Here is a 24,865-nt window from a genome sequence, read left to right on the forward strand (position 1 = left end):
AATTTAGTTTATAAATTGAATTGTAAGCCAATGGTCCATTGTCTCAAAGGAGGTAAATAACCAGAGGTTTGATTTTCAGGATCTGCACCTCTGTATTTGGTAAAAGTCAATAGGTTTTGACCTTGCAGATAGATGCTACCCGAAAATGATTTTGTCCAGTGAGCCGGTAGTTTATAGGAAATACTTAGGCTTTTTAGCCTAACAAAAGACGCATCACTAACACTGGCATTACTATCCGTATATCTGGAAAAGGCTTGAACAGCATCAGGATTGGTACCTGATGTATACAGCTGTGAAGCAGCCGTTGTTCCATTTTCTGCCCCATGATGTAAAATTTCAACTGGCTGATTTGAAAAGCTACCTGGAACTGGAAAGAAATAGCCGAAATTTCTACCTTGCTGTTTTACAAATTGAAAAAGAACATCCAATTCCCAATTTTTGTAATTGATTTGGTTTCCCAGACCACCGAACCAATCGGGATTTAAATTACCTATGACCTGACGGTCATTTGGTGCTGCAATTTGCCCATCGTTATCCACATCCTGAAATTCATAAACCCCTGTTTCAGGGTTGATGCCTGTCAGATTATAGAGCTTAATGATGTTTAACGGCTGACCTATAACCAAAGCGTTTGCATAGGTTGAGGCTTCCAAGTTTTTGAATTCAATCAATTCATTTTTTGGTTGGGTAAAGTTTAAGGTTGTTACCCATTTAAAATTGCTGCCTTTTAGGTTTACCGTGCGTATGTCTATTTCTAAACCTGTATTTTGAACTGTGGCATCAAAATTTTCCTGAATGGAAGGGAAACCAGTGGTTGCAGGAAGTGGCACACCAACCAACTGATTGGAGGAGCGATTGGAAAAATAGGCGGTGGTTAGAAAAACATTGTCGTTCCATAAACCCAATTCTAATGCTAGTTCTATCTTTTTGTTTGTTTCCCAACCAAAATTTGGATTGAAGAGCCTTGCGGGTTCTAATCCAATAATTCCTTGGTAGTTGTTTGATGTGACATTATAGGTGTCTAAAAACTGATAATCGCCAATCTGATCATTGCCTGATGTTCCAATACTTGCCCTAATTTTTCCAAAACTCACTATATAATCCTGATTTTTAAACATGGCTTCGTTAGAAAAAATCCATGCAGCACCCATAGCCCCAAAATTTGCAAAACGATTTCCGGGACCGAAACGACTTGAGCCATCCCTTCTCCCAGTCAGGTTCAGTATGTACTTATCTTCCCAATTCAAATTCATTCTTCCGAAAAAGGCATTGTATTTATATACAATTTCCTGATGGTTAAGAATGGAACGATTAGCCGCTGCCGCCATATTGTGGATTAGTGCATTACTGGTAAAGCCTGATCCTGATTGTACTAATTGCTGGGATAGATTGTTTTGGAATGTTGTGCCCAACAGGACGTTAACTTTTATCTTATTCCATTCCTTATTCCAGTTTAGCTGAGGTTCCATAATCCATGATTGCCTGTTGCTATTGTTGAGGTATAATGTTGCCATATCATTTGTAATGACATCGAAGGGATTGTACACTGTGGTTGGTATTGTTCTCACTTCGACCATTCTTGTATCTGTATATCCTACATTTGATTTTAATTCCAAATTGGGCAACAGTTTATAACTTAGTTGAAGATTTGAAATGAGGTTGTTGGTGTTGCTTTGGTACTTGCCATTTAGAAATCCGAGCGGATTGTCGAATGTTCCATTTTCCCAATTTAATGTTCCGTCTTCTTGATAGAGCGCTGGTGCGTTTGGAGCCAGTGTATAGGCATATTTTGTTAAATCAACTCCGGGCAAGGTGTTTTTGTCAGCACTGTAGTTGGATGAAAAAAGCAGGTTGAATTTATTGTTTTCTGATGTGTGATTAATTGAAGCATTCACTACACCTCTTTTATATTTATTTTCTCCCGGATAAACTGTAGTTTCCTTTCTAATAGTTCCACTTATTAAATATTGGGTTTGACTGCTGCCTCCTGAAATTGTTCCTTGATAATTAGTAATGATTGCTGTTCCGCCTATGAGTTTTTTTTGCCAATCGGTATATCGGTTTTCATCCCAAGTTCCGTTACTATCATAGGCACTTTCCGGGATTGTTTCCATACCATCATTAGCAAAAGCTTCTTCTCGCATTGCCAAATATTGGCTTGTATTCAGTAGATCCAATTTGCGTGTAATTGTTCCAATAGTAGTAGAGGCCTGAGCTGCAAATTGTGTTTTGCCTTGTTTTCCTTTTTTGGTTGTAATTAGTACTACACCATTAGCCCCTCTGGAGCCATAAATGGCTGTTGCATCGGCATCTTTCAGGACTTCTATGCTTTCTATATCGGCAGGGTTAATGTTGTTTAGCGGATTGTTTGCATTGGGTAGAATACCTGAAATAAGGTTGGTGCTTCCTAATGATTGAGAGGCATAAGGCATGCCGTTAACGATGTATAAGGGTTCGTTTCCTTCTGTTCTTATACTATTTGTACCGCGGATCCTGATGTTGAAGCCTCCACCTGCAGATCCTGTTTCTTGTGTAATACTGACACCTGTCATTCTTCCTTGCATGGTGGCGAGTACATTGGCGATGGGTTGGGTTTCGATATCCTTAGCCGTGATTTTTGCAATGCTTCCTGTTCGTTCTTTTTCTTTGACGGAATAGTAGCCTGCATTTAGTATTACTTCTTGTAAGGTGGTGGTGTCTTCTTGGAGGCTGAGGTTTATTGTTGTTTGACTGGCAATGGGTCTCTCGATTGTTTTGTAGCCCATATAGGAAAAAACGAGGGTATCTGTGGGTTTAGCTGTTATTTGATACTGTCCTGTTTCGTTGGTTAGTGTTCCTGTGTTAGTTCCTTTTACTAGTACGGTGACGCCTAGCATGGTTCCGTTAGTATCTGTTATCGTTCCTTTGACGGTAGTGGTTTGGGCATGACTGGCTGTTATGGCTAACAGGGATAGTATGCTGATGATTTTGGGCAAAAGGGATACTGCCCAGCTCTTTACAAATGAATAATTATTCATACTTTTGAAATGGTTTTAATGAAACTTTGGTTTTGTTAGTTCTGGCTCTCTAGTATGTTTGGTCGCAGGCTAGAGGGCTTTTTTTTTGAGTCGAAAGTCGAAAGTCAAAAAGTCGAAAGTCAAAAGTTGAAAGTCGAAAGTTGAAGATCGAACAGTGATTTTTTTATTGCATAGGCATTTTGTTTTAGTGGTTTTTACTAAACAGGAATTTACACTGTCTTTGCTAGTTGCAGCCTAGTGCGGACAGTGTATTTTCCAACTAATTCCTTTTGTTGGTTGCGATACTTTATTAGAGGAGCAATGCTAAGAATACTGAGAGAGTTTGGAGCATAAAAAAAGGCATGGAACTCAGCTTATCGACTTGAGGTACTGGTATACCCGACAACAATAAGTGAGCCCACGCCAAAGGACGTGAGCATCTTAACTTATCATCTCGTTGTCTAAAAATTACCAGTTTTCAAGCCGAGATTCAAAGCGAATGCCTCATGTATTTTATAAGGATCGCGAATTTACAATCAAATTTTTTATTTGAAAAATATTTTCAAATATAATATAAATATCTCAAACGCACGCTATCGTGTGTAAAAATATTAACGTAAGTCTTTTTATTTGTTTAAATAATTAATAACACTGTAATTGAATACTGGAAAAAGAAAATATAAAATAAACAATTATATCTGTGAATTTATTAGGAATAACTGGTTTGATCCAGATGATTCTAATGATAAGTTAGCTGCTTTTTTTGTTGTTCATGATTCAATAATTGCGAAAATAAAAAGTGCTGAAAATTACAATATTCCAATGCATACGCTCTCTAAAATTTGTTATTACAAAGAGATTAGTATGTCAAATTTTTTTAAAATGTTAGAGAAGGAATATGGACAAAAACTATATGATGATTATTTTGAAGAGAAAAATAAATAAAGCTAAATAAAAAAGATGCTTAGGCATCTTTTTATGTTTTTAATACGGATGCTCGTCAAATCGAGATTGTAAGTAATTAATGAAAAAAGATAAATTTAAAAAAATGAGGTCTGTCCTTAATCCAATACCACCCAAAAGATGCTTTATAGCATCTTTTTTTTGTTTCATGACAATTGCTTTTCAAATCGGGAGCAAAAGTTGTTACTTCGGGAGTATTAGGATTGTGCATACTTTATAACTGGAGTTGCCAATTTATCTTTGATTGATGGAATGGTATGAAATAATAATAGTGATTGTGATTATCCCAGTGGGAGCTTACATAAGGGGAAAAATATATGAGTTTAGGAGGGATTATCATAAGAATGATAGTTGGAGAACTAGACGAATGAAATAATGAAAGATGCTGAGGTGTCTTTTTTTTGCCTAATAAAAATTCAAAACGGGTATTTATACTGTGTCTATTTATTTGTTAAATAAATATTTTTGTATTGAAATATAATTATATGTGATTGTTTTTCTGGTGATTAATGTAATTTTGAGAGTTTTTTGATTAAGGAAATTCTAAGGCTTTTAATCTAACATAATAGTTGTACTTATAAAGCCTTCCTAAATAGGAATAAGTTGATGTTTATATTTTAAAATAATAGTTATAAATAAACCTTTAGAAAAGCATAAAAGACTAAAATTTATATAATTGATTGTATTTACCAGTTTTTAAATGATAAGGTAAAGTGAGGGGGCTGATAAATAAAAACAAATGATCTTATATTTTTTAGCAACGATAAGGATCATCGAATTCTAAAATGCGGATTTATTATCATTATATATGCAGTATTAAAATACCGCATATATGCTAAAACTTTAACCAATATGAAAAACATTTTAATAACCGCTTTATTTTTATTCCTTACTCTAACTTTAAAAGCCCAGACTGGCAACAATCAAGATTCAACAATTGATGATTTTAAATCTGTTGTAAACAAGCAATTTACAAAAATTGCAACAGGTACTGCATTTAGTAATCTTGGGAATTTTGTATCTGTAAGTTCTGATGCTAAATCATTTGCTATTGCGGGAAGTCTTGCAACGAAGACTAAGTCCGTTTGGGGAATTGAATTGTCAGGAGGAGCAACAGAAGGGGCATATAGGTTATTTAATAACGAAAAACTTAACTCTAATTTTGCTGGAGAATTAAAATATCACAAGCTGCTCAAAATACATTTTGCAGCTAGAAATTCTCTGGAAGTTTCTGATATAGAAAATCAGATTTCGGAACAAAAAAATCAATTTAGCAGGGATTCTTTATCATTAGTAAATCAAAAAGAATTATATAAAATCCAGTCTGATGTAATAAATAGTGAAAGCAAAGTTAAAGAACAAAATAAGCATATAACAAAAATAGACAATCTGCTCTCTGTAGTTCCTATTGCTAAAAGGACAAAGGATAGTTTAGAAGCTGTTCGGGGAACTATACTTTTTGAAATTCAAAATAATAATCTAAATATTAATATTTTGAAAAAACAGCTAAGTAAAATTGAAAAAGATAAGGAAGATTATTTTAGTACCGAACTAGAAAATAAAGCGCAGGCTAGTGATAAAAAAATAAGAGAATTAAAACAGAAAAAACTAAATCTTGATTTACTGGGATTTGATATTACTTGGATTTCCTTTGGATTGAAATTAAAGAATGATGATATTAAATTATTTGCCCCAAATAGTGAGTATAACAAACAATTTAAGGACACAAGTTTTGTAAGCCAAAGATTCTCTGCTTCTGTTTCCAGATATAGGAGCACTTCATTTCAAAACCAAGATGTTTACTGGTCTGCAGGCGTTTCTTTTGATTACACTACAAATTTTAACTCTTTAGCAAAAGTTGAAATAGAAGAAAGAACTCCAGTTCCCGGTAATTCTCAACAAGAGATTAGAAAAACAATAAATGCTTATCAGGGTAATTATAAAGAAGGCCTTTTTGCGTTTTCTCTTTTTTATGATTACTATAGATTTTTCGGGAAGTATAACTCAATTTTCGGTATACATATTAATCCGGCTTTCAATTATAATGAAACAGTCAAAAAGCCTTTGACAAATATTTTATTGGGCGTTGTTGTTCCTTTCGGGGACAAAGAAAAACAAACTTCTAAAATTAACGTAGAGATTTTCTACAGTAGAGATGATGTTTTTAATTACCAGAATAAAGAGATAAAAACCAGCATATTTGGAATCAGGGCAACATTACCAATAACAATAATAAATAATAAGTTATGATTTACTATAAAGCAATTTGTCGACTACATGGCTGGGAAAGCCCAGGACTATATATTAAGCGTACTTCTGCTGTAAAAAGTGCGGCTGCTCATAGAGCTAATACACAGGGTTCACATGATATTGTAATATTAGAAATTTTCATTCCAGACGGAGGTTTAGAAATTAGGTCAGAAGAATCTTTTTAAGAGCGGAATAAATAAAATTCTAATACAAGGTATATAACAAAAGTTAGAGTGAATATCTTCGATTGGATATAATTGAAAAAAATAAGATAATAATATACCCAGTATACCACATTAAAAGAGGCTGTCCGAAAAGTATGGACAGCCTCTTTTTTATACTAAAATATTTGGACTCCTATCGGAGACGAATTTTATTTATACAATTCTCAGAGGTTAGCTTCGACTTTTCGGACAGCCTCTTTTTTTATACTTGTCTATTCGGGATTACTACTTGTCAAATCGGGAGTAACTGCTTTAAGAACACCAACACTCCAATAGTTCTGTTCTATTTTTGAGGGATGGAATGGTATGAGATTATAGGTTTTGTTGTTGCTTGGTTTTTAGGGCTTTATTTGAGAGGGAAGATTTATGAGCAGCGGAATGGGTATAAACGGAATGATAGATGGAGGAAGAAGAAATAGATGCTGTGGCATCTTTTTTTGTTTTACGGGAAACAGTAAATTGATTCTATTTTATTAATTAAGTTGGTGAAAAATAAGTGTTTATACTTGATTTTTAGTTATTTACTAATTTAGTAAAAGAAAATTATTGTAACTATCTTTATCAAACGGAATAAAACTAGCAGAAAAGTAGCGATTATAAATAAGTTGTGCTTAATACCAAACCAAATATGATTAAAGAATTCGATAACCTAGAACTGCCAAATGATCATTATTTAAGAATTGCAAAAGAATCGAAAAGCAATTATTATAATGAGTTTTTAGAATCTATTATCAAAATAAAAAAAATCATACCCGACAAGGATTTCAAAGTTTTTTGGGAAGATAAAATGCAATTAAATAAATCTAAATTTGATGAGAAAGCTTTTATACAAGGAGCTTGTGAAATTGCAGTAGCAAATTACTTTAGTGAGAAAAATGATTTTAAAGTTGAAGCTCAAGTTAATCCAAACAATAAGAAAGATGTAGACACTCAATTCAAATCAAAAGGCTTTACATACAATATCGAAGTCAAATGTGCTTCTTTTGATGCAAAAGAAAAAGTTCAAAATTCTGATTCTTTTCAATTTCAAACTTTAGGAAGATTAGACAATAAAAATGATATAATTAATATCCTATCAAAAGCACTGGACGAAGGATTAACAAAACAAGGAAAGCCTTTAAAACCAAATACTGAATTGAAAAACATGGATAATAATCTAAAAGATTTTTTAATCTCAGCTCATGAAAAATTTAACCCAGAATCCGATGAAAAAGAAATTAATATTTTATTGATTGGTTGCAATGACAAAGCTGACATGCAAAGTTGGGTTGGTTATTTAACAGCTTCTGCTGGGCTATTTACACATAATTCATACTGTGATCAAACTAATTATAACAATGTTGACTTAGTAGTTTTGACAAATTTATATTATAAGCATAAAGATTTTTATAAAAAGAATGTTGAAAAATCTTGGAATTTGACCGAATCATTAAATTTAAGTATTATAAATCCATTTAGTTCAAAAAACAAACTCGATGGAATATTGAATTTTAATACTGAAATGATTAATTACAATACTGAAATCAATCAATTCGTTGTTCCTGGTAGTGCACCTGATGGTGTAAAGGAAGCTTTTAGAATTCCTCATTTTGTTATAGACTATTTAGAAAATAATCAAGGAAAATACTTATTTGACAAAAAAACGAAATAGTACTACGTACGCACAACAGCTAAGGGATTCGTTGCCTGTGTAGCACGAACAATGAAACTCGTGTTGAACGGAACCGCTGCCATACCGCAACTATGGGGTTTTCGATAAATGAGTTATAGGAATTTCAAGAGGCTATCGCGCCTCTTTTTTTATACTTGTCTATTCGGGATTACTACTTGTCAAATCGGGAGTAACTACTTTAGGAACAGTAACACTCCAATAGTTCTGTTCTATTTTTGAGGGATGGAATTGTATGAGATTTTAGGTTTTGTTGTTGCTTGGTTTTTAGGGCTTTATTTGAGAGGGAAGATTTATGAGCATAAGAATGGGTATAAACGAAATGATAGTTGGAGGAATAGGAAGAAATAGGAGATGCTTAGGCATCTTTTTTTGTTTATGAACTTGTTAATTCAGGATGATTTGTAGGAAAAAAATAATATATTTGATTATAATATAAGGGAAGCAAAGCTTCGCCAATCTAGATATATTTAGGTGTATGAGGGAAGGTTTGTTTTGGTCATATACAAGTAGTGGCAAGTAAAAAAATCCGCGTAAAAAAGAAAACATGGCAATAAACTCGATTTCAGATTTCATAAAACAACTTCAAAAAATTCCAAGAAAAGGAGAATTTGAGCTTTACTTTCGTGGTCATTCTGATAAAAATTATCTTTTAAAACCAAGTATATATCGTTCACAAAGATTAATAGCTAATGAAAATAAAATCTTTAAAGAATTTATTTTAAGAACTCCAAGTGATTTTCTAAATGAAAAAAGTGCTTTGGAAAAATTAGTAAAAATGCAACATTACGGTTTACCTACAAGATTGCTTGACATTACTACAAATCCTTTAGTTGCGCTATATTTTGCGTGCAATGAAAAAAGTAAACAAGATGGAAAAGTGTTTGCTTTTAAAGTTCCTAAAGATGACATAAAATACTATGATAGTGATACAGTTTCAATAATTGCGAATATTGCGAAACGTTCTTCTAAGTTTTCGGTTGAAAAAATTAGAAATTTAAGTATAACTGAATTTAACGAGCAAGAAGAATTATGTTATTTACTTCACGAAATAAAAGAGGAAAAATCATATTTTCAAAACATAATTCTTCCAACTGATATTGAAAGAGTTGTTGCTGTTAAAGTAAAACAGAATAATAATAGAATAATAAAGCAAAGTGGAGTATTTCTAATTTTTGGTATTGACGGAAAAAAGAGTCTCCCTGCAAAAATTCCAGATGATTGGATTATAAATTTAGAGTTAAAAGGAGTTGATTTTGAAATTAATAACAATAGTAAAGACAATATCATTGAGGAACTAAATCTATTAGGAATAAATGAAGCTACGTTATTTCCTGAATTAGAGAATCAAGCAAAATACTTAAAAAAATATTATGGATAAATTGCCAGCTACTAACGGCTAAGGGATTCGTTGCATGCGTAGCACAAACAATGAAGCCCGTGTTTAACGGAACCGCTGAGATTCCGCAACTATGGGTTTTTCGATAAATGAGTTATAAGAATTTCAAGAGGCTATTACGCCTCTTTTTTTATACTTGTTTATTCGGGATTACTACTTGTCAAATCGGGAGTAACTGCTTTAAGAATACTAACACTCCAATAGTTCTGTTCTATTTTTGAGGGATGGAATGGTATGAGATTTTAGGTTTTGTTGTAGCTTGGTTTTTAGGTCTTTATTTGAGAGGGAAGATTTATGAGCATAAGAATGGGTATAAGAGGAATGATAGTTGGGGGAATAGGAAGAAATAGATGCGGTGGCATCTTTTTTTGTTTTTATACAAAATCGAAACAGGTATTTACACCTATTGTGGGGTGGGGTGGAATGTTGGAAATTGGCAGTGGTGTAAAAAATTTTTTGGAAGTGCGGAAAACCGTAAATTAAGTTGAACGATTAAACCTAAGTTTGATAAATTTTAAATTGAAAATTATGGTAAACTATGATGAAAATGACCTAATCAACGATGATTATGTCAACACGACTACAAAAGGTGATAATCCCAATTACACTGCAATCCGAGATCGAGAAAGGGTGAGCAAAAAGGAACTTTATGAAGTAGTTTGGTTCTGCGATGCTTTTGTGAAGGGATATAAAGTACCACAAACAAGGGAAAGCTTTCAAAAGGTTGAAAAGCTAATAAGATTGCCAGAAGCCATTGACATTGTAATGAGGAAAGAACTGAATGAATTTGTTGCCAAAAACTGGAATAAAGGTGTAGTTTAATTCCTTAGGTTAGATTTAAAAAAGATGCCGAAGCATCTTTTTTTAATTATAGAGAACTTATGATATCAGGATAATTACTTATCAATTCAGGATAGCACTACTTTACTGTTTGTTACTATTCTATTTTTGAGGGATGGAATGGTATGAGATTATAGGTTTTGTTGTTGCTTGGTTTTTAGGTCTTTATTTGAGAGGGAAGATTTATGAACATAAGAATGGGTATAAGAGGAATGATAGTTGGGGGAATAGGAAGAAATAGATGCGGTGGCATCTTTTTTTGTGGGTTACTGTTAGTAATTTGTTGTAGAATATAGGTGTAGGTCAGTTTTTTAGTGTGAGAAGATGCGATAAAAAAAGGCTTTTCTGTTGATATCGATCCATTATGTGAAAACTATTTTATATTTGAAAAGCCACTAAAGGAAGGCATTTCTTTTAGCTGGCTTAACTTTAGCGGCAAGCGTAACAGCTCTATGTTCTAGCCAGAAACAAGCGGACTTTTGAACAAAGCAAATTCGGACGTTTGAACAAAACAGTCGAAAAGCATTCAATCTACCTTTGTTTCAACAAAATAATTTAAAATTATGGGACAAAGTAATTACAAGGGAGCATTACAGAAACCAATAGGTTCGGGCTTCAACGCAAAATCAACTTCAACGGAAGTTATTAACGGAATTGACCTTAGGGGAAAACTCGCGATTGTAACAGGTGGAAACACAGGTATTGGATTAGAAACTGTAAAAACACTTGCCAACGCAGGTGCAACCGTGATTGTTCCTGCAAGGGATATTGAAAAAGCAAAGAAAAACCTGCACGGGATTGACAATGTGGAAATAGAAGAAATGGATTTAATGAATCCCAGTTCCATTGACACATTTGCCGAAAAGTTTTTGGCTTCGGGCAGACCTTTACATTTGCTAATCAACAATGCAGGAATTATGTGGGTTCCGCTACGCAAGGACAATCGTGGAATTGAATCGCAATTAGCCGTTAATTATTTGGCACAATTTCAACTCACAGCCAAATTATGGACAGCACTAAAAAAAGCCAACGGGGCAAGAATTGTAAATGTTTCTTCTCAAGGACACCAATTTGCCTCATTTAATTTTGACGACCCCAATTTTGAACATCGGGAATACGAAACCTTGCAAGCTTATGGACAATCCAAAACCGCTGTCAATTTGTTTTCTCTTGAATTGGACAATCGTGCAAAGGAATTTGGCGTAAGAGCTTATTCAATACATCCAGGTTCTATTGCTGGAACAGAATTAGGAAGAGAAGCACCATTGGAATTATTTGTAAAAATGGGATTTTGTGATGAGAAAGGAAATATGTTGCCGGAAGTTGCCGCTTCATTAAAAACAATTCCGCAAGGTGCATCTACTACAATTTGGTGTGCAACAAGTGTATTATTAACTAACATTGGCGGTGTGTATTGCGAAGATACCGATGTTGCCGAATTGTCTTTTGCACAAGAAGTTTATGCAGGTGTAAAACCGTATTCGTTAGACGAAACCAACGCAAAACGGTTGTGGCAATTAAGCGAAGAATTGACAGGCGTAAGCTTTCAACTTGATTAATATTTATAAATTTGCAACAACACAAGCGTATGGAGTTTCAACTAAAATATATCACAGATGAGATTAAACTTTCTTGTTATGAAGACAAGCTGTTTAAAACCGAAGTCGTTTTTGACCACCACATGCTTGTGTGGTTCATTTCGGGCGAAACAAAAATTATTCAAGCGAACCAAAACTATTTGTTTAAGGCTGGCGACATTTTTCTCATTCCAAGAAATCAGTTAGCAACAATCATTAATTATCCGAAAGATGGTCTACCACATAAATCGGTGGTAATGCACTTAACCATGGATAAGCTTAGAGAATTTTACGCCAACTTAAATGTAAAACCAAAAAATCCTGTAACACAAAATATCCGTATTTTTGAAAGGCATCCTTTGCTGGAAAGCTGCCTTGCTTCGCTGATACCGTATTTTGACGTACAGGAAAAATTTCCCGAAAACATAGCTACACTAAAAATTACGGAAGCAATCAGTATTTTAAGAACAATAGATAAAGACATTGACTATATTTTGGCCAACTTTGAAGAACCTCATAAAATTGATTTGTCAAGTTTTATGGAAAAGAACTTTATGTTCAATATGCCTTTGGAAAAGTTCGGTTATTTGACAGGAAGAAGTTTGACAACTTTTAAACGTGATTTTCATAAAGTTTACAGCATAACACCACAACGTTGGCTAACACAAAAACGTTTAGAATTAGCCTATTATCAACTTACGGAAAAAAGTAGAAAACCTGTTGAAGTATATTTAGAAACAGGCTTTGAAAACCTATCACATTTCTCATTCGCATTCAAAAAACAGTTTGGACTGACACCTACAGAACTTGCCGACCGAAAGGCGAATACCTGATACTAACTAGAGTTCGTTGCGTGCGAAGCACGAACAATGAAACCAGTGTTGAACGGAATCGCTCTAAATCATAGTTATAAAGGCTCAAGATTTTCATAAAGGTAGCTATGATAATGATAGCAGGAGGAAGAGAGGTAAATAAGGAATATTATAGATTTAATCTAATACCTCTGGGAAAAGATGCTGAGGCATCTTTTTTTGTGGGGTTCACAGTTAAGGATTTATTATTTTGCAGATAATTATCTATATATTTGATAGCTAATAAGGCGAAAGAAACCTTCGCTAATCTACCTGATTTTGGGTCTATAGACAAAGGTTTGTTTAACCTACATATAAGTTAGCGGTAATTGTTTCACCTACTAAAAACGTATTTTTTGAACGGACGAATAAAATATGAATTTTCAGAAAAACCATGGCAACATTCTTCGCCTGGAGGATGGTATTTTGTTTCGCTTCCAACAGAAATTGCGAAAGAAATCAAAAGGTTGTTAAAAAGTGAAGAAGAAGGTTGGGGAAGATTGAAAGCGGTAGCCAAAATTGGGAATTCTGAATGGAAAACCGCAATATGGTTCGACTCAAAAAATGAAACTTATTTGTTGCCTTTGAAAGCCGAAATAAGGAAAAAAGAAAATATTGAAGTGGAAAAACAAATCGATGTGGTTATTTTGCTTTGAAGTGTTACTGAAAAGAAACAACAACCGCTAACAGCTAGAGTTCCTTGCATGCGTAGCACGAACAATGAAACTCGTGTTGACGGAACCGCACTATATCATAGTTATAAAGGCTCAAGATTTTCATAAAAGTAGCTATGATAATGATAGCAGTAAATAAGGAATATTATAGATTTAATCTAATACCTCTGGGAAAAGATGCTGAGGCATCTTTTTTTGTGGGGTTCACAGTTAAGGATTTATTATTTTGCAGATAATTATCTATATATTTGATAGGTAATAAGACGAAAGAAACCTTCGCTAATCTACCTGATTTTGGGTCTATAGACAAAGGTTTGTTTAACCTACATATAAGTTAGCGGTAATTTTTTCACCTACTAAAAACGTATTTTTTGAACAGACGAATAAAATATGAATTTTCAGAAAAACCATGGCAACATTCTTCGCCTGGAGGATGGTATTTTGTTTCGCTTCCAACAGAAATTGCGAAAGAAATCAGAAGCTTGTTAAAAAGTGAAGAAGAAGGTTGGGGAAGATTGAGAGCGGTAGCCAAAATTGGGAATTCTGAATGGAAAACCGCAATATGGTTCGACTCAAAAAATGAAACTTATTTGTTGCCTTTGAAAGCCGAAATAAGGAAAAAAGAAAATATTGAAGTGGAAAAACAAATCGATGTGGTTATTTTGCTTTGAAGTGTTACTGAAAAGAAATAACAACCGCTAACAGCTAGAGTTCGTTGCATGCGTAGCACGAACAATGAAGCCCGTGTTGAACGGAACCGCCCTATATAATAGTTATAAAAGCTCGATATTTTCATAAAAGTAGCTATGATAATGATAGCTGGAAGAAGAGAGGTAAATAACATTTAATCCAATACCACTGGGAAAAGATGCTACGGCATCTTTTTTTGTTTTATCCCCTATCAAAATGTTATTTATCTTTGAAGTAACTTAATTGAAGTCCATAAAATCCCTTTTAAAGAAACTGCCATGTCTATAGCAAATAAATTAGATTGGAAAAAATACGAATCAATTACAAAATATATCTACGAAACTTTAGGTAGGCAATCTGGAGTTACGATAAAAGATTATGGAAGTTCTTGTAAGGTAAAAGGTAAATCCGGTCTAAGCCACCAAGTCGATGTTATTACATCGCATACCAAAGGCAGCCATACCTATGAAACTGCAATTGAATGCAAATATCGGAAGGAAAAGGTCAACAAAGATGTCGTGATGAAGCTGGTACAGATACTTGAAGATACCGGAATCAGTAAAGGAATTATTGTTTCGAAAAGCGGTTTCACCCGTGATGGTATTCAATATGCAAAACATACGAATATAGGTATAGTGCACCTTCGGGAATATGAAGAGAAAGACTTGCTGGGTAATAGTCATCAAATTGATATTGCAACTCTTGATTTGGACATCAAGATACATAGGACGCGACCAGAAATAACAAGTATTGACATAGGTGACAATAGGAAAATTGAAATTAAACACGAATTCGATTATTTCGACTTTACCATTATACTTAAAAACGGAAATCAGGTTGCCTTTTATGATTACGTAAATGATTTTAGAAAACAAATTAATCGTCTAAATGATAAAACTAAGCCGTTAACTGGAAAGTATAAAATTGCAGATAGCAAGCTATTGAATCGACAAACCGGGGAAAAAACAGATTTAGACGAAATATCATTTACTGGTCAGATAACTGAAAGCGATGACGATCGTAACTTAAAATATACTATTGTTGACAAAGTTTGGTTACTAATGAAATCTATTTTTGACGAGCGAACGTTTTCTTTTTCGGAAAATGGGTTGATTATAGAACATAAAAAATGATGTAAAATGCAAGTTCCCACAATTAGGAAACCTGCGTTTTTTGATTTTTTGAATTCATCGTAAATTTGTCTTTCAAAATTTGCATATCCTCACTTACTTTTCTATCCAAAACTTTTGCATAATGCTGCGTAGTTCGCAAGTTTTTATGACCTAACATTTTACTTACGGATTCAATTGGAACGCCATTTGTGAGCGTTACTGTAGTTGCAAAAGTATGTCGGGCAATGTGGAAGGTTAATTCTTTTTCAATGCCGCAAACGGCAGCTATTTCCTTTAAATAGGCATTCATTTTTTGATTTGAAAGAATAGGAAGTAGTTTTTCTTGATTATTGCTTTGTGGATGATTCTCGTATTTATCTATTATGATTTGCGTAACAGGAAGAATTGGAATTTTAGAAGCAGATTCTGTTTTTTGTCTGTGCGTGAATATCCATTTCTCGCCATCGATTCCGTAGCTTATATGTGACTTTGTCAAGTTTTTGACATCTATGTATGCCAAACCTGTAAAGCAGCTGAAAAGGAAAATATCACGCACCAGTGATAATCTTTCAGTTTTAAATTCTTTTTCAATGATGGATTGGATTTCAGCTTCAGTAAGATAAACTCTTTCCACTTCTTTGACTTTTGATTTATAGTTTGCAAATGGGTTTTTATCAAGCCAATCATTGGCCAGACATATCTTGATAATCTTATTGAAATTCTTAATGTATTTTACCGCTGTGTTATTAGCACAATTTCTAACACTTCGTAACCAGAATTCATAATCGGTTATAAAAGCATGGTCAATCTTTGTAATATCAATATCGGAAATCTTGTATTTCCATTGCATAAACTCAATGGTATGCTTCAAAGAAGTTGTATAGCGTTCTAGTGTTCCTGGTGCGTATTCTTTACCCACCAATTCTTTGATTTTGTTGTTGTGGTCTTGGAAGATGGGAACGAGCATGCGCTTGGTTTCTGATAAACCAAATAATTCATTCTTTAGATTTTCTGAATTAAGACTAATGTCTTTCTTGAAAAGTTTCTTCTCGGCTTCTAAAACTTGATTTTTTAAATAATCAAGATGACTATTGATTGTCCTGGCTTCTTCATTTGAACCCTTAGCTTTAGTACCTTCTGACGACCATTTATCAGGATTTATGTATTTGTTAGTACTAAACTCAAATCGTTTGGCGTTGACAGTAACTCTAGTGTAAATTGGACAAACTCCTAAATTGTTGGCTTTTGCTCTCTTGATGTAAAAGAGAATGGATACTGTTGTGTTCATTGTTGGTGACCTTAAAGTTATTATTAAATTTATTTGATTTAATAACTACACACAAGATGTACATTTTTTGAATATGCTGTTGAACACCTTGATGCAGCGGTGTTTTTCATTGTGAGGAGTCACTTAATTTTTTATATTTTAGTGACACCTCGAAAGACACCTAAACTTTGAGATTTAATGAATAATTTGCTATAGCCCAAAAATAAAAAACCCACTAAATCGTTGAATTTAGTGGGTTTTGTTACCATTTGCCTTTCGGCTCGCGGAGAAAGAGGGATTCGAACCTAAGCTCCGCATCCCGCTCTTATACTGCATTTCTAATATTTTTTAACTGCTGCGCCACTATTCTGCCACGAACTTTAAAACGTGCTAATTTAGCGTGTAACATATTGTTTATTAAGGGTTTATAATTCTATTTTTTTAATATGACAAAAATACATTTTTTTATAGCATAATCAATTTATGATGCAGTTATTTGTATTTGTGATTAATATGAATACATAATTTAATGCTGCTTCCGATGTTTTTATTCTATAGCAAATTATATGCTTTTGAATATAAAAAAGCGTATACTTTTAAAAATATATGCTTTTGCATATAATAGAATATATATTTCAATAATAGCAGAGCCATATCTAATAATTATAACAACTCTAAGTCTTGTAATTTTCGTCCAAAAGTATCATCAGCTGCAAGTTTAAGAAAATCTTCCTGAAGACCTAAGACACGAAGCACATTAAAATAAGCACCCATAGCTACACCTTCATTTCCTTTTTCTATAAGGTACAAAGTAGACCTGGAAATATCTGCACGTTCAGCTAATTGAGTAGTTGTAAGTTTACGTCTTTTTCTCGCTAGTTTAATATTTTCTCCCATTTGTTCCATTACCACCTTATATTTAGGATAAATGATTTGTTTCTTCCTGTTCATCTTTTTCAATATATCATTAATATCGCTAATGTTACAAATGATTGTTATTTCATACAAAATTACCTTATTTGTTTTAAATAACAATCAATTTAGTTGTTTATTATTTATCTTCTTCTTGCTCTTGTTCGGGATACCTTATCCCATCAGAAATTATCATCTCAGTTAGCAATATTCTTTTTTGAACTTATGTAAATGTAGGATAAATACTTAAAAATTGGAGAAATAAAAGAGCGAACTGTGACAAATGACACATATAATTTCGTATTCGAAAACTATTTTAGCAGTGTTTAAAATCAGATCGGTTTTATAAAGGTAACCACTAAAGGTTTTGTTGATTTTAGAACAAAAACATCAATCAAGTAAGCAATTAGTAATTCTAACTTATTTAAATGAATAAAGCTAAGACATATAAGATAATCAATAAATTTTTTAAACTAGATCAGAGATTAAAAAAGATAGAAAACTTATTGCTCTTAAATGAATCTCAGATTAATCTATCATCGTCCGAAAGATGCAAAAGCTCTTATAGTAAAATTGAGCTTGCAATTCTCTTCTATATACTGATGGATGAAGGACTGTTATTTTTTGATTCGGCTGATGTAAAAAAAAATCGAATCAATTTTCAGGAATTCATAAGTGAAAATTTTACATATAGAGATAATGAAGGAGTTCAGAAAAAGATAACTAGAATAAGCAGACAGTTTTCTGAGTGTAAAGGTTATACTTATAAAGAAAAACAGATGAAATTTTTAGATAAGTTGATTGGGATATTGATGGAGCGGAAAAGAAAACTTGAGAACTGGTAAGCTGGGGATAAAAAAAAATATAACATTAACAAACAATTCAATTATGACAAAGAAAGAAAAGAGACAGGCTTTTATAATGGAGATTAAAGATATTATAGATCCTTTAATGTTAAAACTGGAAGTTATTGATTCAAAAATCAGTAAAGGGAAAACCTTGAGACCTGCTTATTACAGAAATGAGGATTTAAAAAAAATATTTGGGCTGTCTAATAATACTATTATAAAATACCGGCAGACGGGAGTACTTCCATATACCAAATTGGGAGATATATTTTTGTACGACAGTGTAAAGATTGAGGAAGCTCTTCGTGAGAATAGTATCTGAGTGATTCATTTTTTTAATAACAATATATAGAGTAGCCGGCTTTCTTTTTGGGAGTCTTGATTCTTTAAGAAATAATAATATGGAGATAAACAGAATTCAATATGCTTCAGATCTGCATCTGGAGTTTATTAAAAACAAAGAATTTATGAGAGATAATCCCTTAATTCCAAAAGGAGATATCTTAATTCTAGCTGGGGATATTTTACCTTTTACGCTCATGGATAAACATCAGGATTTTTTTGATTTCTTATCTGATAATTTCGAAATGACATATTGGATTCCTGGAAATCATGAATATTACTATTTTGATGCTGTTCTTAAAACAGGAACTTTTTATGAAAATATTAGAAATAATGTAATCCTTCTAAATAATTATGTTGTAGAATATGATAATTTAAAACTGGTTTTCTCAACTCTATGGTCCCACATTAGTCCGGTTTCCCGATTGAATATTGAAAGGGGGCTTAGTGATTTTCATGTTATTAAATTTAATGAGGCAAGGTTTTCAGCAGATGACTATAATAAGCTTTATTTTGAGAGTTTAGATTTTATTACTAAGATTCTAGAGGGCGCAGATTCTAAGAAAATTGTTATCACAACTCACCATGTCCCGACCTTTAAAGAATATCCTAAAATGTATGAAAATAGCCCCTTGAATGAAGCTTTTGCTGTAGAGCTTTCAGATGTCATTGAGAGAGTAGGTTCATTGTATTGGATTTACGGGCACAGTCATTATAATACTGCAGATTTTGTAATTGGAAATACTAATTTGGTAACTAATCAACTTGGATATGTTCAGCGTGATGAACATGAATTCTTTAAAGCTGATAAAGTTATAATTATTTAAAAGACAATAAAGTTGTTTTTGCGTAATAAAGTTTATCACTTTATTGAGTATTTTTTACTTAATTATTGTAAATACAGATATTGCAATATTAGAAATTAAAAGGTTTAGATTTTGAATTAAATTATTAGTCAATAAATAAGTTATGAGAAAAGCAGTTGTATATATACATAACATAAGAGCCGGAATTCTTTCCCACGAGAATAATGGAAAATATATATTTTCTTACGATAATGATTATGCCTTAAGACCTGTTTCATTAACCATGCCTGTAAGTCATAGAACATATTCTTTTAACGATTTCCCACCTTTTTTCGAAGGACTTCTTCCTGAGGGAATAATGCTCGAGGGACTTTTAAAGATAAATGGGATTGATAAAAAAGATTATTTATCACAGCTTATTGAAATCGGGGCTGATCTGGTAGGAGCGGTAACTGTAAAAGCAATTGATAATGAATAGATGTCTAATTACATATGAAACGTGCGGTGAAAATTTATACAGTGAAGCAGGTCTGCGAATGCTTTCACCTTATTTAAAAACCCTTCATAGCCTTCCGTTTTCTGCGGAAGAACTCAGGCTGGAGGCTGCCAGCGGAACAATTAAATCAGCAATTCAAGGTGTGCAACCAAAATTAAGTGGAACGTTTTCTAGTTGAAATCAACAGTTTGAGATTGTACACCAGCACGGAAATTTCATTATAAAACCTCAAAGTGACATTTTTCCTGAATTACCTGAGAATGAAGATTTGACTATGCGGATGGCGAAATTCTTTGGAATAAACGTCCCACTACATGGACTGGTGTATGGTAAGGATAACTCAAAATCATATTTTATAAAAAGATTTGACCGCTATGGCAAAAATAAAAAATATGCTATCGAGGATTTTGCCCAGCTGACAGGAAGTTCAAGAGATACTAAATACAATTTTACAATGGAAAAAGTTGTAAAGGTTATCGACGAGTACTGCACTTTTCCATCAGTTGAAAAAGCTGAGTTTTTCAAAAGAATTATTTTTTGTTTTATAACCGGAAATGAAGATATGCATTTGAAAAACTTTTCACTAATGACAAAATCTGGACAGGTTAGATTGACTCCTGGATATGACTTATTAAATTCATCTATCGCTATTAAAAATCCTCAGGAAGAAATGGCACTTACTTTAAAAGGAAAAAAAAGTAATTTTAAATCCAGTGATCTGATTGACTATTTTGGAAAAGAAAGATTACATTTAAGTGATAAGGTAATTGATTTTACAATAAGAAAGATGTTTGGAAGCACTCAAAAATTGAATGAATTGATCGAAGTTTCTTTTTTATCATCGGATATGAAAGAAAAGTATATTCGGCTATTAACCGAAAGACTGAGCAGATTTTAATTTGAAGAACTAATCACATGGGTTTAGTTTTGAGGTTGATTATGATGTGTTCTGACGCTTCATTCCGAGGATGAGGTGGGGCATAAAAATGAACCAGCTCAGATTAACGGAAAGATAATTTTATAACAGAGTAATTGTCAAGAAAGTGTTCGTTATAGTCAGTAAGTTTATTCTTGAGTTTTTTATCGCTTAAACCTGCCAGAGTATTTATATTATCAGGGAAATTTTTCCAGAATCCGTCGGAACATATTATCATGGAATCCCCTTTAAGAATCGGGATTTTATTAATTGTAAGTCTATCAATGCCTCTGCCTGTTATAGAAGCTGTTAAAATATTGTCGTAATTTTCAGCCTGTTGCATTGCTGCTTGAGAACTATGTTTTAAGAAATTGCTTAAAGAATGATCCTCGGATTGAAAGATAGTTAAATTACCACGTAGTTGATAAATCCGTACATCTCCAATCCAGAATGCATATACAGAATTGTTTTTTCTGTAAATCCCGGCTATTGCCGCTCCAAATTTTGATTTAATCTCTTCTCTTTTATTCCAAATTGCTTCATTGGCTGTTTTGACAGCATTTTCAATAATCTCTACAGGTTCCTGCTGTGAATAATTGTCATTTATATATTGCATTATTTCTGCGGACACAGTTCGTGCTCCAAGTTCTCCATAACCATATGTGCTGTGTCCGTCACAAACAAAATAAAGTGAATCATTTTCTGCTGAAAAAGTTCCGATATAATCCTCATTTAGATTTTGGTTTCCTTTTGCTGAAAATGTAAAATGTGCAATTTCTGCCATTTTGAAAGGGTTTAAAGTTGTTCTACCTCAGTTCTCTTATGGTACTTGTTAAGGCTCTATGTATTTGTTCATATTGTAAAATAGGATTTGATTTTATAATCTGATAAATTAAAATACTCGTTTCTTCTTTTTTTAATTCGTTCTCAAGTATCTTTATTACTTCGGTTTCAATCTCTTTTTTGCCGGTAAAAAGTTTCTTTAAATCTCTCCCTATTAATATTGCACCAGCATTATATTCATTGTAGTTATCATCCTCATAAATGTCATAATTTTCTTCCTGCAGGTTATTGCGGTATATCTCAAGATAGGATTCTATAATAAACGAGATGTCTTCGGCATCTTTTCCTGTTCTATGATTCCTGTCTTTCCATGCGATAATTTTGAGAAAGAATATTCCCGGCAGTGTGGCTACCTGTATAGTAAATTCTTTATCAACGATTAGAGATAATGTGTTTTTTGCTATTTCTGTAAAGCCTCTTACTGACATGGCATGATCTTCCTCGGGAGGCCAGTATATATTCTGATCTTCTTTAGCTATTTCTCCAAACGGGACAATATCGAGTTCATATACATCTTTAAAAAAAAATTTCTGTTTTTCTTCTGTGGATTTTTTGAAATTTCCTGTAGAGGTAAGTTCTGCGGATATTTTTTCAAAATCGTTCCAATCAGGAATAGCTATTGCAATATCCAGATCAAAGGTTTTGCGTCCAGATTCTTGATCATGTACTACACTAAAAATAATGTCTCTAGCTGTTGCTCCAATAATGTAAAAATGAGTGTCAATCGAATTAAAATATATGGTTAAAGTTTTAAGTAATTCCTTTAATAAAGGATTGGTAAATTTATTACTGGATATATGATAGCTCATTTTCTAAGATTTTGTTAGCAGTTTCTATATTTCTGTCATTTCCGCTTCCCATTAAATCTGCATATACAATCAGAGGAGGGGCTGTTAAATTATTTTTATCATTTTCTTCTTCAATCCAAAAAATTTTCAGCACTTCAATTTCTCCGTTCTCTGAAGGAGCAAGGTCTAAATCATGAATTAGTGTCTTCCAGCTGCTGTCAGTATACAGGGTGAAGACCATGGGAGATAAGTATCTGGTTAATATACTGCCTGCAGGCTCTCCTCCCCAGAGTACTGTTCCTTGTGTATCTTGCACAGGTAATCTGCTCCACTCTTTTTTATCGTTTTTAGTAAAGCGCATTTTCTTTAGTAAAAGTCTTTGGCGCAGAACGTCATGATAAGCAAGCACCCATCTGTTGAGCAGTTCTTTTTTGTTTTTTAAGAAATTACCCTTTTGGGTTTTCATAAAAAAATTAAGTGCTGTAAGTTCTTGTAGAACATAACCTACCGATGCAAGCGAAACGCCTGATTTTTTTGCAATTATACGATAAGTGGCGTTGATTTGTTCGGGATTATTCAGAAGCCAGAATATTATTTTAATTCCAGCTTCCTGAAATGCTCTGGATTGATTCGTTTTTTCTATTTTTTCTCTTCTTTGTCCTGTAATAAGTATTACAAAAGTATCTGTTCGGATATAGCAGTTTCCATTAAGATCTAAGTAATTTATCCTGTTTTCTTTACTGTATTGCTGTCCTACATCATTTGGGATGTATTTTGTTATTAAAATAAATGGATTTTTTTTATCAGCGATCTCTGTCTGAATTAAGTGTATTATAACGTCCTTAAGTGCTTTGGTAACCTCTTTAACATAAGCGAGTCTAAATTTAGTACCATTTATTATTATATAAGGTTCCTTATTAACAGTACTGCTTAAAACATTGAATCCGGAAATTGCCTTTAATTTCGCAGCTGCTTCTTCAACTATTTCTCTATCTATTGCCATTTGTTCACTGTTTTGTCTTGTTCATTTTAAATGAACAGTCAAATATAGTGAACAAAACTTAGCGTTCCAAATTTTTTTAACTGCAATAATGTCTTGTTAATTAGGAGGTATAAGCTGTTTATTTTATTTTGGTTATTACACAAATGAAGATTAACAAAAAATATATATTTGGATTTCCCGCTAATACTATCATAAAATACAGGCAGAGTGGAGTACTTCCATTTACTAAATTGGGAGATATATTTCTTTACGATGCTGAAAAAATAGAAGGAATTCTTCGAGAAAATAGCAGCGTTTAATAGAATTAGCACAACACGATATAATAGAAATTGCACGACAATTTTACTAACCGTAATTTATTATGACTGGCTTTCTCGCTTACGAAATGAAAAATAGTGATGCAAAAAAAAGATATGAACCATTTTAATTGGCGTGAATATGGCATGAATATAATTCTTTTGGGAGTCTTCGTAGATTAAAAAAAAAAACATCTCCATCAACTTTATTTCAAGTTTCCAGGTCATCTGAAGATTATCCAAAACTGATGTATAAAAATAAACCAAATTTTGAGTTGAAAATTTCCGGTCTCATTCCGATTCGAACCACAGTTCAATATTATTGGATTTTTTCAATTTTCAATCGCTATCTTTAGATGTGCCACCATTCTGCCACAAAATTTGTAAAAGTGCAATATTTGTGGCGCAGTACGCTCCAAGTTTCAATTCAAGCCAATAGTGCCATTACTATTTTATTTTGGCAAGTTGGTAATCATATCAATAAAGATATTCTAGAAAACAAGCGTGCTGAATATGCAAAACAAATTGTGTCGACACTGTCGGCACAATTGAAAGAACAATACGGTAGCAATTTTGAATTAAGAAATTTGAGATGTATGGATGCAGTTTGCCGCACAATTTATGGATTCACAAATTGGCGTAACACTGTCACGACAATTGAGTTGGTCATACTTCATAGAGTCATTACCCATCAAAAAACCAGAAGCCCAGTTATTCTATGCAAATCAAGTAAATAGTCATTTAATGTGTGAGAGATTTGCGAAAGCAAATTGTAGCCAAAACTTTTGAACGAACAGCTATAGCTAACATTCAAACAATTCCATCGGAACAAAATCTACAATACACCTTCACTCTGATTCGAACCTCTTTTCAGAACTGCTGGCTTTAATCACTTTTAATTTGCATTTTTGGCTATGCCACGATTCTGCCACAAATTTTTTTTCGTTATATTATTAGGCTTAATGTATTGATTTAATTGGTTTATTTAGTATTTTGCTAACATATTTAGCGTTTCGTGGATAGTGGTTGAAAATTTCAAAATTGATTGATTTGTCCAAAAATTAGAATGTTAAATTCCTAATTTTTACAAATTGTAATTGTAG

23 protein-coding genes are annotated in these 24,865 nt (G+C 33.0%); 17 read left to right on the plus strand and 6 right to left on the minus strand.

Annotated features, from left to right (window positions below):
• Nucleotides 1-8: 8 nt before the first annotated feature.
• Nucleotides 9-3,017, minus strand: a complete 3,009-nt coding sequence (locus FLACHUCJ7_RS15380) for a SusC/RagA family TonB-linked outer membrane protein (protein ID WP_180909501.1) — start codon at nt 3,015-3,017, stop codon at nt 9-11.
• Nucleotides 3,018-3,653: 636 nt separating this feature from the next.
• On the opposite strand from FLACHUCJ7_RS15380, the gene FLACHUCJ7_RS15385 reads away from it, so the two are divergent.
• The 10 genes from FLACHUCJ7_RS15385 (at nt 3,654) to FLACHUCJ7_RS15430 (ending at nt 15,266) form a co-directional block, all read left to right on the plus strand.
• The gene (locus FLACHUCJ7_RS15385; RefSeq protein WP_180909502.1) at nt 3,654-3,941 is read left to right on the plus strand and encodes a transcriptional regulator; all 288 of its coding nucleotides are present in this window, start codon (nt 3,654-3,656) and stop codon (nt 3,939-3,941) included.
• 870 nt (nt 3,942-4,811) lie between these two features.
• Nucleotides 4,812-6,209, plus strand: a complete 1,398-nt coding sequence (locus tag FLACHUCJ7_RS15390) for a hypothetical protein (RefSeq protein WP_180909503.1) — start codon at nt 4,812-4,814, stop codon at nt 6,207-6,209.
• An 852-nt stretch (nt 6,210-7,061) separates the two neighbouring features.
• Nucleotides 7,062-8,084, plus strand: a complete 1,023-nt coding sequence (locus FLACHUCJ7_RS15395; protein WP_180909504.1) for a hypothetical protein — start codon at nt 7,062-7,064, stop codon at nt 8,082-8,084.
• A 565-nt stretch (nt 8,085-8,649) separates the two neighbouring features.
• Entirely contained in the window at nt 8,650-9,483 is an 834-nt protein-coding gene (locus tag FLACHUCJ7_RS15400) for an FRG domain-containing protein (protein WP_180909505.1), read from the plus strand.
• Between the two features lie 546 nt (nt 9,484-10,029).
• Entirely contained in the window at nt 10,030-10,323 is a 294-nt protein-coding gene (locus tag FLACHUCJ7_RS15405) for a hypothetical protein (protein WP_180909506.1), read from the plus strand.
• 581 nt (nt 10,324-10,904) lie between these two features.
• Nucleotides 10,905-11,900 carry an SDR family NAD(P)-dependent oxidoreductase gene (locus FLACHUCJ7_RS15410; RefSeq protein WP_180909507.1) on the plus strand — a complete coding sequence of 332 codons (996 nt, stop codon included), beginning with the start codon at nt 10,905-10,907 and terminating at the stop codon, nt 11,898-11,900.
• Nucleotides 11,901-11,929: 29 nt separating this feature from the next.
• Nucleotides 11,930-12,751 carry an AraC family transcriptional regulator gene (locus FLACHUCJ7_RS15415; RefSeq protein WP_180909508.1) on the plus strand — a complete coding sequence of 274 codons (822 nt, stop codon included), beginning with the start codon at nt 11,930-11,932 and terminating at the stop codon, nt 12,749-12,751.
• A 374-nt stretch (nt 12,752-13,125) separates the two neighbouring features.
• Entirely contained in the window at nt 13,126-13,425 is a 300-nt protein-coding gene (locus tag FLACHUCJ7_RS15420; RefSeq protein ID WP_219634112.1) for a DUF1905 domain-containing protein, read from the plus strand.
• Between the two features lie 389 nt (nt 13,426-13,814).
• Nucleotides 13,815-14,114, plus strand: coding sequence for a DUF1905 domain-containing protein (locus FLACHUCJ7_RS15425; protein ID WP_219634114.1), 300 nt, complete (start codon nt 13,815-13,817; stop codon nt 14,112-14,114).
• A gap of 297 nt (nt 14,115-14,411) precedes the next feature.
• Nucleotides 14,412-15,266: a restriction endonuclease gene (locus FLACHUCJ7_RS15430; protein WP_180909509.1), complete on the plus strand. Its 855-nt coding sequence runs from the start codon at nt 14,412-14,414 to the stop codon at nt 15,264-15,266.
• 22 nt (nt 15,267-15,288) lie between these two features.
• Here the strand turns inward: FLACHUCJ7_RS15430 and FLACHUCJ7_RS15435 are convergent, their stop codons facing one another.
• A complete protein-coding gene (locus FLACHUCJ7_RS15435; RefSeq protein WP_180909510.1) occupies nt 15,289-16,533 on the minus strand; it encodes a site-specific integrase in 1,245 nt (414 codons plus the stop codon).
• A gap of 642 nt (nt 16,534-17,175) precedes the next feature.
• Entirely contained in the window at nt 17,176-17,463 is a 288-nt protein-coding gene (locus FLACHUCJ7_RS15440) for a helix-turn-helix transcriptional regulator (protein ID WP_180909511.1), read from the minus strand.
• A gap of 389 nt (nt 17,464-17,852) precedes the next feature.
• Here FLACHUCJ7_RS15440 and FLACHUCJ7_RS15445 point away from each other — a divergent pair, with 389 nt between their 5' ends.
• From FLACHUCJ7_RS15445 to FLACHUCJ7_RS15465, 6 genes are all read left to right on the plus strand, one after another.
• Nucleotides 17,853-18,269: a hypothetical protein gene (locus FLACHUCJ7_RS15445; RefSeq protein WP_180909512.1), complete on the plus strand. Its 417-nt coding sequence runs from the start codon at nt 17,853-17,855 to the stop codon at nt 18,267-18,269.
• A gap of 43 nt (nt 18,270-18,312) precedes the next feature.
• Nucleotides 18,313-18,594: a helix-turn-helix domain-containing protein gene (locus FLACHUCJ7_RS15450; RefSeq protein WP_180909513.1), complete on the plus strand. Its 282-nt coding sequence runs from the start codon at nt 18,313-18,315 to the stop codon at nt 18,592-18,594.
• 79 nt (nt 18,595-18,673) lie between these two features.
• Nucleotides 18,674-19,441 (plus strand): metallophosphoesterase, encoded by a 768-nt coding sequence (locus FLACHUCJ7_RS15455; RefSeq protein ID WP_180909514.1) that lies wholly within the window; start codon nt 18,674-18,676, stop codon nt 19,439-19,441.
• A gap of 142 nt (nt 19,442-19,583) precedes the next feature.
• Nucleotides 19,584-19,898, plus strand: a complete 315-nt coding sequence (locus FLACHUCJ7_RS15460) for a HipA N-terminal domain-containing protein (protein ID WP_180909515.1) — start codon at nt 19,584-19,586, stop codon at nt 19,896-19,898.
• On the plus strand, nt 19,891-20,094 hold the full coding sequence (locus FLACHUCJ7_RS25385; RefSeq protein ID WP_230408845.1) for a hypothetical protein: 204 nt from the start codon (nt 19,891-19,893) through the stop codon (nt 20,092-20,094). Before FLACHUCJ7_RS15460 ends, FLACHUCJ7_RS25385 begins: the two co-directional genes overlap by 8 nt.
• A 15-nt stretch (nt 20,095-20,109) precedes the next feature.
• Entirely contained in the window at nt 20,110-20,814 is a 705-nt protein-coding gene (locus tag FLACHUCJ7_RS15465; protein WP_262891028.1) for a HipA domain-containing protein, read from the plus strand.
• 103 nt (nt 20,815-20,917) lie between these two features.
• On the opposite strand, the gene FLACHUCJ7_RS15470 is transcribed toward FLACHUCJ7_RS15465, so the two are convergent.
• Genes FLACHUCJ7_RS15470 through FLACHUCJ7_RS15480 form a run of 3 tightly spaced genes read right to left on the minus strand, consistent with a single transcriptional unit; the run spans nt 20,918 to nt 23,466 of the window.
• Nucleotides 20,918-21,616, minus strand: a complete 699-nt coding sequence (locus tag FLACHUCJ7_RS15470) for a PP2C family protein-serine/threonine phosphatase (protein WP_180909516.1) — start codon at nt 21,614-21,616, stop codon at nt 20,918-20,920.
• A gap of 22 nt (nt 21,617-21,638) precedes the next feature.
• A complete protein-coding gene (locus FLACHUCJ7_RS15475) occupies nt 21,639-22,484 on the minus strand; it encodes a nucleotidyl transferase AbiEii/AbiGii toxin family protein (protein ID WP_180909517.1) in 846 nt (281 codons plus the stop codon).
• On the minus strand, nt 22,462-23,466 hold the full coding sequence (locus tag FLACHUCJ7_RS15480; RefSeq protein WP_180909518.1) for a type IV toxin-antitoxin system AbiEi family antitoxin: 1,005 nt from the start codon (nt 23,464-23,466) through the stop codon (nt 22,462-22,464). The genes FLACHUCJ7_RS15475 and FLACHUCJ7_RS15480 overlap by 23 nt, the downstream gene beginning before the upstream one ends.
• Before the next feature lie 652 nt (nt 23,467-24,118).
• Here FLACHUCJ7_RS15480 and FLACHUCJ7_RS25630 point away from each other — a divergent pair.
• Nucleotides 24,119-24,499, plus strand: a complete 381-nt coding sequence (locus FLACHUCJ7_RS25630; protein WP_379782270.1) for a DUF1016 N-terminal domain-containing protein — start codon at nt 24,119-24,121, stop codon at nt 24,497-24,499.
• Nucleotides 24,500-24,865: the final 366 nt, after the last annotated feature.

This window comes from Flavobacterium salmonis (genome assembly GCF_903819435.1).
GTDB lineage: Bacteria > Bacteroidota > Bacteroidia > Flavobacteriales > Flavobacteriaceae > Flavobacterium > Flavobacterium chungangense.